Source organism: Bacillus sp. JJ722 (genome assembly GCF_036963345.1).
Taxonomy (GTDB): Bacteria; Bacillota; Bacilli; order Bacillales; family DSM-1321; genus Bacillus_AD.
The window spans coordinates 1-11,841 of record NZ_JBALMO010000068.1; the positions used below are offsets into that span (position 1 = coordinate 1).

Consider the following 11,841-nt stretch of genomic DNA (forward strand, 5'->3'; position numbering starts at 1 on the left):
CAGTTCAACACGTTTTCCTTCTGCTTTGTCAGCTCTTGCAGGTGCTTTCATTTCATTGATATCATTTGCAATCATGACTAAGTCGCGAACAAAGGTATCATTTTGAATACTTCCTTGCGCTCGGACCCACATGCCTTTCTTAACTGAATTAAGAATAGCCGCATCTTCTTTATCACGTGAGAACATTTTAACCATGATCGAGCTAGTATAATCCGTCATTTTAAAGGTTAATAACGTACGCCCACTACGTAGCTCTTTCGTTTCTGCATGGAAGATGAAGCCTTCAACAGCAATACGACGCTCTTCATCAACAATCTCTTCCATTCGTTTAAAGTCAGCGTCATCTTTAATCGTATAACCGATTTTAATCGGTCCTTCTGGGATATCTGGTGAAGAAGCACTTTCCGTTTCCTTCCTTTGCATTTCAACAACTGCGGCCATCGCTTTTTCCGCATCTTCTTTTTGTTTTTGTTCAAGGAACTTCGAGTATTCTTCATTTGAAGCCGAAATTTCTGTATCTAAAGTTAAGGTTGGAAACCCGTATGTTTCATAAACCTCTGAGATTTTTTGAGAATATTTATTCTTCAACTGACCTGCTTCCGCTTCATTTCGTGCATTCACAATCAGCTTATGACCAACAACCTTAGGAACTTGCTCATTTAGTAAAGATAATAATGCTGGAGACGTTCCATCTAACTCTGCTAAACAGCTTGTCCAATAATCTTTAATTAACTCTTCGGTAACTTGTTGATTACGTACCGACATATTATACGTAACATCCGCAATATGTGAAAATGTTTTAACAAGTTGTGTTGAAAATCTTGTTTGTACATTACATGGAATGATTTGATCTAGTAAAAAGTGAAAATGCCATCTTTTCGCTGATCGTTCTATGAATAGTTTTGTGACTTCTGCATTAGAAAAGTAAGATACAACTGCATCTTCAGTTAACTGTAGTTGTTGGAGTAAGAGCTGAAATTTCTCTCTTCCTTGTTGTGGATTTTGATCCAACGACTCTCCCCCCTCAAATAATAATCAGTCGTTATTATAACATATTCTACCCTCAGAATATCGAAAATAGTGCAAACAAAAAGGCACTTAGAAAAGTGCCCTTTTATGTTTAAAGCTATATTTAACCTAAAATCTCATTAATCTTTTCAACTAGCTGATTAACATGAACTTCTGCTGAATCACCTGTTTTACGATTTTTCACTTCTACAATACCTTCAGCAGCTTTTTTACCTACTGTTACTCGAACAGGTAGACCCATTAAATCAGAATCATTAAATTTAACACCAGCACGCTCATTACGATCATCAAGCAATACATCAAAACCTTTTCCTTTTAATGAAGCATACAATTCATTACCTAATGAAGCTTGTTCTTCATTCTTCATGTTAACAGGAATTAAATGTACATGGAATGGTGCTAGTTGTTTAGGCCATACCAAACCGTTCTCATCATTATACTGCTCAGCGGCTGCAGCTAATGTTCTAGAGACACCAATACCATAACAACCCATAATCATTGGTTTGTTCTTACCGTTTTCATCTAGGAAGTTAGCACCCATATATTCACTATAGCGTGTACCTAACTTAAATACGTGTCCTACTTCAATACCCATTGCGAACTTAATTGTACCGTTGCCACAAGGAGAATCATCTCCTTCTTGAATGAAACGAATATCAGCATATTGCGCTACTTCAAAGTCACGATCAGGATTTACATTAACGAAATGGTAATCTTTTTCATTAGCACCGCATACACCATTTACAATGCTCGCTACTGCATGGTCTGCAATCACTTCAACATTATTCTTCACATTAATTGGGCCTAGTGAGCCAATTTCACAACCAAGTACTTCTGCTGTTTCTTCTGAAGTAGCTAGCTCAACAACTGATGCTTCTAATAAATTTTTCACCTTAATATCATTAACTTCATGATCACCACGAACTAGTACTAATACAAATTTATCATCAACTTTAAATAATAATGATTTAATACATGATGCAGCATCTACCTGTAAAAATGTAGAAATCTCTTCAATGCTCTTTTGATTAGGTGTTTCTACCTTTTCAAGTTCTTTTGGTGCGTCTGTACTTTTTTCATAAGTTGCGACAACTGGTGCCATTTCAATGTTAGCTGCATAATCAGATGAGTCACTATAAGCGATTGTGTCTTCACCAATTTCAGAAAGCACCATGAATTCGTGCGTATCTTTACCACCCATTGCACCTGAGTCAGCAATAACAGCTCTGAAGTTTAAACCGCAACGACTAAACACATTGCTATAAGCTGCGAATAAATCATCATACACTTCATCTAAGCTTTCTTGGTTCGCATGGAAAGAATAAGCGTCTTTCATTATGAATTCACGACCGCGTAATAAACCAAAGCGTGGACGTTTCTCATCACGGAATTTTGTTTGAATTTGATATAGTGTTAACGGTAACTTTTTATAAGATGATAACTCATCTCTTACAAGGCTTGTTACTACCTCTTCATGTGTTGGCCCCAATGCGAATTCACGGTTATGACGATCTCTCATACGCATTAATTCTGGACCATAAGAGAACCAGCGTTGAGACTCTTGCCATAACTCAGCTTGCTGTAATGTTGGCATCAGAATTTCATTTGCACCAGTGTTATCCATTTCTTCTCTTACGATTTCTTCAATTTTCTTCAATACTTTTTTCCCTAAAGGCAAGTAGCTATATACACCACTAGATGTTTGACGCATATATCCTGCTCTTAATAACAAACGGTGACTTGTTACTTCTGCATCAGCCGGAACTTCCCTTAATGTAGGAATAAACATTTTTGTTTGCTTCATCTTTTGCACCTCTTCAACTAGCTTCTAAACTGAAATTGTTAGTGAAATTCACTTTATAATTACACAATTATATACGTAAAAAAAGTAGATGCAAAGCTTAAATATACCTTCGCCTCCACTTTTTTCATTTTACCATACTACTTAATTATTTAAAGAAAAAATCTTTGTATATCGTTCCAAGTAACAACGAGCATAAGTAGCATTAATAAAGCAAAACCGATGAAATGAACCATTCCTTCTTTTTGCTTATCAAGCGGTTTACCTCTTACTGCTTCGACTGCAAAGAATGCTAGTCGCCCACCATCAAGCGCAGGAATCGGAAGTAAGTTCATAATACCAAGATTGATACTAAGTACCCCTGCCCACTTCAATAAGTAAATGACACCTGATTTTGCCACTTCTTCAGTTGATACATAAATACCTACAGGACCCGATAACATATCAATATTGAACTGACCTGTTACTAATTGACCTAACAATGTAAAGATTTCTTTTGTCCAAAAATACGTTTCAGTGAATCCATAAGCAATAACGCCTGTAAATGATTTTTCAGTAGGAGGATACACACCAATTACTCCAAGTGCTTTTCCTTCTCTTTCAACCTCTTTCGGTGTTACAGGTATTTCAAGTGTCTCACCATCACGTTCAACTACAAATTCAATCTCTTCACCAGGATGCTTTTGAATCTCTTGTTGTACATCCATCCACGAAGAAACTTCAGAACCGTCAATTGATTGAATTTCATCGCCTTTTTTCAAACCTGCACTAATTGCAGCACCATCTTCGGTTAGTTTCCCTAGCTTAGCTTCATCCGTCACAACACCTTGGATTGCTGCCATGACCATGAATATCACAATTGCTAAAACGAAGTTCATCATCGGTCCTGCAAATATAGCCATCGTTCTTTGACCTAATGTTTTCGATGAGAATTGGCGATCATACGGTGCAATTTGCATTTCCACACCATCTTGTACAACTGCTGCTTTTGGATGAACCTCAAACGTTTGTAACGTTTGATCTTCTTCATCTTCAAACCCCTTCATGTACAATTTATGCTCTAAATCAACATCTTCTACTTCTATAACCTTAATGTCACGATACTTATCTTTATTATTGAGAATGATTTTAGTAACTTTTCCGTCACTATCAAACTTTAATCCTACGCGATAACCAGGCTTGATTTCAACAGCCTCAACATCTTCTCCTGCCATTCGTACAAATCCACCAATTGGCAGCAAGCGAATCGTATATACTGTTTCGTTCTTTGTAAATGAAAATACTTTCGGTCCAAAACCAATTGCGAATTCACGGCATAATATGCCTGCTCGCTTAGCAAAAATTAAATGCCCTAGCTCATGGACGAAAACGAGTGTTCCAAAAATAATCATAAATGAAACAACGGTTTGTATGGTTTGCACGTATTCACCACCTCTATTTTACAAACGTTTTTGCTAACGCTCTAGTTTCTTTATCTACTTGTTGAATTGTCTCCAAATCGGGATGTATTAAAACATCATGTTTGTCCATTGCAGAATAAATGATATTTTCAATCTGTAAGAACGAAATCTGCTTTTTTAAGAACAAATCTACTGCAACTTCATTTGCTGCATTTAACACCGTTGGTAGGGTACCTCCCACTTTTCCAGCATCATATGCATACTGCAAACAAGGAAATCTTGTAAAACTCATTTTTTGAAAGTTTAACGTTGCGATTTCCGCTAAGTTCAGTCTTTCTTTTGAAGCATTTTTCAATCGATCCGGGAACATAAGAGCATGTGAAATCGGCACTCTCATATCTGGTGTTCCTAGTTGCCCCATGATGCTACCATCATGGAATTCAATCATAGAATGAATAATACTTTCTTTATGCATCAATACGGATATCTTGTCATAAGGGATATTAAACAACCAATGGGCTTCAATTACCTCAAGACCTTTATTCATCATTGTTGCAGAATCTATTGTTATTTTAGCACCCATTGACCAATTTGGGTGATTTAACGCTTGATCAACTGTTACATCTTGAAGCTGTTCTCGTGTATAATCACGGAAACTACCTCCAGAAGCAGTAATAATTAAGCGTTCAATATTCTTCTCGTCTTCACCATGCAACGCTTGAAAAATCGCGGAATGCTCACTATCAACTGGCAATATACGAACGCCATTTTGCTTAGCAGCTTCCATCACTACATGACCAGCTGTTACTAATGTTTCTTTATTAGCGAGCGCAATATCTTTCTTCTCAGCAATTGCCTTTAAAGTCGGATATAACCCCACACTACCAATTACGGCGTTTACGACAATGTCGCTGCTCGGATATACCGCTACCTCAACTAAGCCGTCATCTCCATATGAAAAAGAAGTATTACTAAATTCCGATTTCAAAGCTTCATAATCTGATTTTTCTTTAACAGAAACTAATTTAGGAGAAAACTCTTTAATAAATTGTTTTGTTAGTTCTATATTATTACCTGAAGAAAAGGCTACAATTTCAAAAAGATCACGATTTTCACGTACTATCTCTAGTGTTTGTCTACCTATTGATCCTGTAGCACCTAAAAGACTAATTTTCTTCACTGATCGTAATCCCCCATTCATCATAAAAAACTCCATATTATATTTATATTTCATTATGCTTTGAACTAGCACAAAACAGAACTAAATCAATTGAAACAAATGTAGAATTGGGAATACAAAAATCCAACTATCTGTACGATCTAATACTCCTCCATGCCCAGGTAGCAAATTCCCCGCATCCTTCACACCATAATGACGTTTGAATGCTGATTGAACTAAGTCTCCTAACTGACCAAATATAGCAATTACAATTGCATTAACCAACAATTTCAATAATGATGCATCCATATCAGTTGCAAAAGAGAATATTAACGCAATAATTAAAGCTGCACCAATTCCCCCAACTGCACCTTCTATGGTTTTATTCGGACTAATTTCAGGCCATAGCTTGTTCTTGCCAATAGCTCGTCCCACAAAATATGCTCCAGAATCTGTTGCCCATAATGTAAATAGCACAAAGAATATATAAAATAATCCTTCATCTCTTGTAGCATTTATATAATAAAAGCCCACTCCTACATACAAAACGGAAATAATGATAAAACCAACATCATCAAATGTAAAACGATTTTTCGATATAACAGTGCAAATCAATAAAAATATTGCTCCTATTAAAACCGTATTTGCCTTCGTAATACTCCAATCACCTATACTAAGCGTATCGCCTGCCGGTAATAATATAGCCCATAGCATTAAAAATCCAATAATGCTTGAAACCGATAGCGTAGGTAGTTTATGCATTTTCAACAATTCATGTAAACCGATTGTTGCCATGATAAACAATAAGATCGTAAGAGGTATCCCCCCATACATCACAATCGGCAAGAAAACAGCCGCAGCAATCACAGCTGTAATAATACGTTGCTTCATAATTTTCTTAGTCCTCACCTTCTAATGCCTATTTCTAGATTGTACCTCTAAATAGACAGTATTCCCCTACAATATTCACCTTAAGCGTAGGGGAAGCTATATTAAAATATTCATACATATTAATATGAAATTCGAAGATCAATTTTATAATCCACCGTATCTTCGAGAACGTGCTTGATACACTTCAATGGCTTCCATAAAATCTTTCTCATTGAAATCAGGCCACAGCACATCCGTAAACCAAAACTCTGTATAAGCAAGCTGCCAAAGCATGAAATTGCTCAATCTAATCTCTCCACTTGTTCGAATTAATAAATCTGGATCACTTATACCATCCGTCATTAAATAGGAAGAGAAAAGCTCTTCAGTTATTTCTTCGCTAGCTAACTTACCCTGTTTCACATCTTGCATCAACTGTTGAACACCCAACATCATCTCTGCACGACTTCCGTAATTAAATGCTAGATTTAATAACAATCCATCATTATGTTGTGTATCCTTCATTGCTTTTTCCACAGCAGCTTTTGTATGATCTGGCAAACCATCTATTTCACCCATAATGTTTACTCGAACATTTTCCTCTATTAATTCCGGTAGAAATGTATCAAGAAAATCAACAGGTAATTTCATTAAATAATTTACTTCCTTTTCAGGACGCTTCCAATTCTCAGTAGAGAAAGCATACAATGTTAATGCTTTAACACCTACTTCATTAGCAAATTTAGTAATTTTCCGAACAACCTTCATTCCTTCTCGATGACCTGCAGCACGAGGTAGCATCCTCGATTTTGCCCAGCGTCCATTACCATCCATAATAATAGCAACGTGTTCAGGAATATCCGAATTCTTCAGCTTTGTCATGCTATTATCATCTATATTAGCAGAAGCATTTTTGTTAAACCAACGCTTCCAAATTGCCTTCATATCTAAGTCCTCCAATAGGTTCTTCCTCGGTTAAAGTATGGTGAATTCACTTAATAATATCAGAAAATCAGAAAATATCCTATCGGTATTCTAAAATACATATGTATTGTTTTTGAAATAGAAACTACTTATCCATTTTACAATAGGTTATATTCCTATCATATTTTATTATTAATTATAGTTTTAATCAATTACTTAAAACCCTATTACATACTTATGTACTATAAGCTTAAAAAGCCCCTTTATAGGGGCTTTTTAAGTTAAATTAAACTGACATAATCTCTTTTTCTTTATCTTTTGCAACATCATCAATTTTTTGAATGTGTGAATCAGTTACTTTTTGAATATCCTCAGAATAACCACGTAACTCATCTTCAGTTATTTCACTATTTTTTTCAAGTTTCTTAAGATCATCATTTCCATCACGACGGATATTACGAACTGCAACTTTAGCTTCTTCAGCCTCTTTTTTCACAAGCTTCACTAATTCTTTACGGCGCTCTTCCGTTAACGCTGGAATTGCAATACGAATTATTGAACCATCGTTTGTAGGGTTTAATCCAAGATCAGATTTTAAAATCGCTTTTTCAATTTCACCTAATACAGTCTTATCATAAGGTTGAATAACTAGTAGGCGCGCTTCTGGTACAGAAATACCAGCTAATTGATTCACTGGAGTTGGTGCACCGTAGTAATCTACAGTTACCTTATCAAGAATTGCTGCATTCGCACGACCTGCACGAATACTCGCAAGCTCTCTTGATAAAGCTTGAACAGCTTTATCCATTCTTTCTTTTGTAGACGCAATTACTTGTTTAGCCATATTATTTCCCCCTCACTATAGTACCAATTGTTTCACCCATAACAGCGCGTTTAATATTGCCTTGTTCTGTTATAGAGAATACGATTAATGGAATATCATTATCCATGCATAAAGAAGACGCTGTTGAATCCATTACTTCTAAGCCCTCTTTTAACACATCTAAATATGATAAATTATCATATTTCACTGCACTTTCATCTTTACGAGGATCTGCATTGTACACGCCATCAACATTATTTTTCGCCATAAGAATTACATCGGCTTCAATTTCTGCTGCTCTTAACGCTGCAGTTGTATCTGTAGAGAAATATGGGTTTCCTGTTCCAGCGGCAAAGATTACTACACGTTTCTTTTCTAGGTGACGGACAGCTTTTCTTCTAATATAAGGTTCAGCCACTTGTCTCATTTCGATTGAAGTTTGTACGCGTGTTTCAATTCCTAGATTTTCAAGACTATCTTGTAATGCTAATGAATTCATAACTGTTGCTAGCATTCCCATGTAATCCGCCGTCGTACGATCCATCCCCATTTCGCTTCCGATCTTCCCTCTCCAAATATTTCCGCCGCCAACAACTACAGCAACTTCAACATCTAGTTCAGCAATTTCTTTCACTTGTTCAGCGATTGACTTAATAATAGCTGGATTAATTCCAAATCCATCTTGCCCCGCTAATGCTTCTCCGCTTAATTTCAATACAACACGATTATATTTAGCGTTACTCATGAGAACCTCCAACTTTCTATTACCTTCACATTTTGAAAAGGTGGTTTATATCAAATTTAACTAACATTTATTCAAAAAATAGGGAACACAAAGTGTTCCCTATTGACTTACTAACAAAAGCCTAGCGTATTAATTAGTCTTTTTTAACTTGGCTCATTACTTCTTCAGCGAAGTTATCTTGACGTTTTTCGATACCTTCACCAACTTCGAAACGTACGAAGCTTGTTAATTTACCACCAGTTGCAGCGATAAATTGTCCAACTTTTTGATCTGGGTTTTTAACGAATGATTGGTCAAGAACACAGATATCTTCGAAATATTTACCAAGGCGACCTTCAACCATTTTTGCAACGATTTTTTCAGGTTTTCCTTCGTTAAGAGCTTGTTGAGTTAATACTTCACGCTCTCTTTCGATTTCTTCAGGAGTTACTTCATCACGAGAGATGTAAAGTGGTTTAATAGCAGCGATGTGCATAGAAACATCTTTAGCTGCAGCTTCGTCAGTAGAACCCTCAAGAACTGTTAATACACCGATACGTCCACCCATGTGAAGGTAAGCACCGAATGCATCAGCATCAGTTTTTGAAACTACTTGGAAACGACGAAGAGTTAATTTTTCACCGATTTTTGCAATTGCAGCATTAATGTGCTCAGCAACTTGAGTACCATTTTCCATAGTTTGCTCTAGTGCAGCTTCAACAGATGCCGGTTTATTAGCTAGAAGGTGAGCAGCTAATTCTTGAACTAATACTTGGAAACCTTCGTTTTTCGCAACGAAATCAGTTTCAGAGTTAACTTCAAGAATTACAGCTTCGTTACCTTTAGTAACGATAGAAGTTAAACCTTCTGCAGCGATACGATCGCCTTTTTTAGCAGCCTTAGCAATACCTTTTTCACGTAAAAAGTCGATTGCTTTTTCCATATCACCATTTGTTTCAGTTAGTGCTTTCTTACAATCCATCATTCCAGCACCAGTTTTTTCACGAAGTTCTTTTACCATTTGCGCAGTAATAGCCATTATGGATGTCCTCCTTATATTTTATGTACTTTATTAAACCTATAGTAGATTCCGTACAATATTAAGTTAGAAATACGAGTGTACTTCATATTCATTTTACCTACATACGTAGGGACTCATACATGAAGCCTGAGTAGCTTCTTTCTGAAAAAAAAGGTGATAAAAGGCCTTATCCTCTTATCACCTTTTTAGAAAGACTAAGATTATTCTGCAGCAGGAGCTTCAGAAAGATCTTCGCCTTGTTTAGTTTCAAGAATTGCATCAGCAATCTTAGCAGTTAGAAGTTTAACAGCGCGAATAGCGTCATCGTTTGCAGGGATTACATAATCAATTTCATCTGGATCACAGTTTGTATCAACGATACCAACTAGAGGGATGTTTAATTTGTGTGCTTCTGCAACAGCAATGCGCTCTTTACGAGGGTCGATAACGAAGATCGCATCTGGTAGACCCTTCATGTCTTTGATTCCGCCTAAGAACTTTTCTAAACGCTCTTGCTCTTTTTTAAGATTGATAACTTCTTTTTTAGGAAGAACTTCGAAAGTTCCGTTTTCTTCCATTTTTTCGATATCTTTAAGACGCGTAATACGTTTTTGAATTGTTTCAAAGTTTGTTAAAGTACCACCTAACCAACGTTGGTTTACATAGTATTGACCAGCGCGGATCGCTTCTTCTTTAACTGAATCTTGAGCTTGTTTTTTAGTACCAACGAAAAGAACAGTACCACCGTTAGCTGCTACTTCTTTAACGAAGTTGTAAGCTTCTTCGATTTTTTTAACTGTTTTTTGTAGGTCGATAATGTAGATACCGTTACGCTCCATGAAGATATATTTCTTCATTTTTGGGTTCCAACGGCGAGTTTGGTGTCCAAAGTGTACACCAGCTTCAAGCAATTGCTTCATAGAAATTACTGACATGTTTGTTTCCTCCTAGGTTTTATATTCCTCCGCCTGAATCGTCTTTGATCAAAAACTGTAGAACAGCACCTATTAATCAAATCATCTGGCGTGTGTATTAACACCATGAAATAATATAGCATAGACAAATATATTTATCAAGCTTTTTTACGAATTAGGTTTGGTTTGAAATTTTAATAATAATTCTATTTCTGTTTTTCCCCTATTTAACTTCTTAGCAATCTCTTCAATACCATAACCGTTATTATTCATCTCTAGAATAATTTCTTCTGTTGTTTTACTTCCTTCATTTAGCTTATGTTTATTTATTTGCGCCTTTAATGCACTTTGAAACGCAGCTCCTTGATCTTTTTGTTCATCCACAATTTGAGGCAAATCCGTTTTTGTCACTGATAACTTATCTTTAACTTCATTATAAGGAGGTTCATATTTAGCCTGAAGTTGCTTATTTGCGTTATAAGCGCTAACAACGGCATGCTTAGAAGGCTTTACCAGTATATTCGCCTCAATCTCTGGTACAACCTTTTTATCATTTTCATTTATATGTATTGAATCTGATACCTTGGAGACTGCAGATTCCTTAGGTGCTTGATTACCCTCATGTAAGGTCGCCAAAGTAGCTGCAATCTCTTTGTTTTCTTCTTTCATTTCAACCATATAAGCCTGAAAAATATCATCGATATCACGTCGGAGACTTTCCATCTTTCTCTCTGTTTCTTTATATTGATTCTGCCTTAAATACAAAATGATAATGGCAAAAATACTTATGCAATGTAATACAATACTTAATGTAATAATTAATGTTAACATTATGTCCCTCTATCCAGAAAAATCTATAGCATTCCCTTTATAAGGATGTGTTTGTTTTATAACTTTCTCCGTTTTTTCAGCGCTCTCTTCCTTCTTCTCACGTTGCAAATGACTATGCTCATATTGTTGAGAGGAATCATCTTGCTTCAGATGCACTTCTTCTTTCTGATTATATTTAGTAACTGTATGTTCTTTTCTCTCTGTTTCTTTTTGCATTTCTCGGGCAGCTAAATCATGAGTGAGTTGACTTCTTTGTTGTAATTGTTCTTGGATTTTGCCAACATCTTGCGTTCGTGGAAGGGCAATTTGCAATTCAATGGCCTTTAAACCCATAAACTCCCTCCT

Annotated in this window: 12 protein-coding genes; all 12 read right to left on the minus strand. The window is 36.1% G+C overall.

Annotation, left to right across the window (positions count from 1 at the left end; translation table 11 throughout):
• Positions 1 to 1,011: PolC-type DNA polymerase III N-terminal domain-containing protein (locus tag V7014_RS09800; RefSeq protein ID WP_335506583.1), on the minus strand; the 1,011-nt coding region annotated here is incomplete at its 3' end.
• A gap of 121 nt (positions 1,012 to 1,132) precedes the next feature.
• Complete coding sequence (locus V7014_RS09805; RefSeq protein ID WP_335506585.1) at positions 1,133 to 2,833, minus strand: proline--tRNA ligase; 1,701 nt, start codon at positions 2,831 to 2,833, stop codon at positions 1,133 to 1,135.
• 149 nt (positions 2,834 to 2,982) lie between these two features.
• The gene (rseP, locus tag V7014_RS09810) at positions 2,983 to 4,242 is read right to left on the minus strand and encodes an RIP metalloprotease RseP (RefSeq protein WP_335506675.1); all 1,260 of its coding nucleotides are present in this window, start codon (positions 4,240 to 4,242) and stop codon (positions 2,983 to 2,985) included.
• Between the two features lie 22 nt (positions 4,243 to 4,264).
• Positions 4,265 to 5,410: a 1-deoxy-D-xylulose-5-phosphate reductoisomerase gene (locus tag V7014_RS09815; RefSeq protein ID WP_335506587.1), complete on the minus strand. Its 1,146-nt coding sequence runs from the start codon at positions 5,408 to 5,410 to the stop codon at positions 4,265 to 4,267.
• Between the two features lie 81 nt (positions 5,411 to 5,491).
• Positions 5,492 to 6,280 carry a phosphatidate cytidylyltransferase gene (locus V7014_RS09820; RefSeq protein ID WP_335506588.1) on the minus strand — a complete coding sequence of 263 codons (789 nt, stop codon included), beginning with the start codon at positions 6,278 to 6,280 and terminating at the stop codon, positions 5,492 to 5,494.
• A 144-nt stretch (positions 6,281 to 6,424) separates the two neighbouring features.
• A complete protein-coding gene (locus V7014_RS09825; RefSeq protein WP_335506590.1) occupies positions 6,425 to 7,204 on the minus strand; it encodes an isoprenyl transferase in 780 nt (259 codons plus the stop codon).
• Positions 7,205 to 7,469: 265 nt separating this feature from the next.
• A complete protein-coding gene (gene frr, locus V7014_RS09830) occupies positions 7,470 to 8,027 on the minus strand; it encodes a ribosome recycling factor (RefSeq protein ID WP_335506592.1) in 558 nt (185 codons plus the stop codon).
• A gap of 1 nt (position 8,028) precedes the next feature.
• Positions 8,029 to 8,751 carry a UMP kinase gene (gene pyrH, locus V7014_RS09835; protein WP_205061054.1) on the minus strand — a complete coding sequence of 241 codons (723 nt, stop codon included), beginning with the start codon at positions 8,749 to 8,751 and terminating at the stop codon, positions 8,029 to 8,031.
• Positions 8,752 to 8,884: 133 nt separating this feature from the next.
• A complete protein-coding gene (gene tsf, locus V7014_RS09840; protein ID WP_335506594.1) occupies positions 8,885 to 9,769 on the minus strand; it encodes a translation elongation factor Ts in 885 nt (294 codons plus the stop codon).
• Between the two features lie 203 nt (positions 9,770 to 9,972).
• Positions 9,973 to 10,686 carry a 30S ribosomal protein S2 gene (rpsB, locus tag V7014_RS09845; protein WP_335506596.1) on the minus strand — a complete coding sequence of 238 codons (714 nt, stop codon included), beginning with the start codon at positions 10,684 to 10,686 and terminating at the stop codon, positions 9,973 to 9,975.
• 147 nt (positions 10,687 to 10,833) lie between these two features.
• Positions 10,834 to 11,496 carry a hypothetical protein gene (locus tag V7014_RS09850; RefSeq protein WP_335506598.1) on the minus strand — a complete coding sequence of 221 codons (663 nt, stop codon included), beginning with the start codon at positions 11,494 to 11,496 and terminating at the stop codon, positions 10,834 to 10,836.
• A gap of 9 nt (positions 11,497 to 11,505) precedes the next feature.
• Positions 11,506 to 11,829: a hypothetical protein gene (locus V7014_RS09855; protein ID WP_335506600.1), complete on the minus strand. Its 324-nt coding sequence runs from the start codon at positions 11,827 to 11,829 to the stop codon at positions 11,506 to 11,508.
• Between the last annotated feature and the right edge of the window lie 12 nt (positions 11,830 to 11,841).

Excerpts from the sequence above, each read along its gene's own strand:
- V7014_RS09805 (WP_335506585.1), bottom strand. The coding sequence starts at position 2,833 with ATGAAGCAAACAAAAATGTTTATTCCTACATTAAGGGAAGTTCCGGCT.
- V7014_RS09820 (WP_335506588.1), bottom strand. The coding sequence starts at position 6,280 with ATGAAGCAACGTATTATTACAGCTGTGATTGCTGCGGCTGTTTTCTTG.
- V7014_RS09825 (WP_335506590.1), bottom strand. The coding sequence starts at position 7,204 with ATGAAGGCAATTTGGAAGCGTTGGTTTAACAAAAATGCTTCTGCTAAT.
- frr (WP_335506592.1), bottom strand. The coding sequence starts at position 8,027 with ATGGCTAAACAAGTAATTGCGTCTACAAAAGAAAGAATGGATAAAGCT.
- pyrH (WP_205061054.1), bottom strand. The coding sequence starts at position 8,751 with ATGAGTAACGCTAAATATAATCGTGTTGTATTGAAATTAAGCGGAGAA.
- tsf (WP_335506594.1), bottom strand. The coding sequence starts at position 9,769 with ATGGCTATTACTGCGCAAATGGTAAAAGAACTTCGTGAAAAAACTGGT.
- rpsB (WP_335506596.1), bottom strand. The coding sequence starts at position 10,686 with ATGTCAGTAATTTCTATGAAGCAATTGCTTGAAGCTGGTGTACACTTT.
- V7014_RS09850 (WP_335506598.1), bottom strand. The coding sequence starts at position 11,496 with ATGTTAACATTAATTATTACATTAAGTATTGTATTACATTGCATAAGT.
- V7014_RS09855 (WP_335506600.1), bottom strand. The coding sequence starts at position 11,829 with ATGGGTTTAAAGGCCATTGAATTGCAAATTGCCCTTCCACGAACGCAA.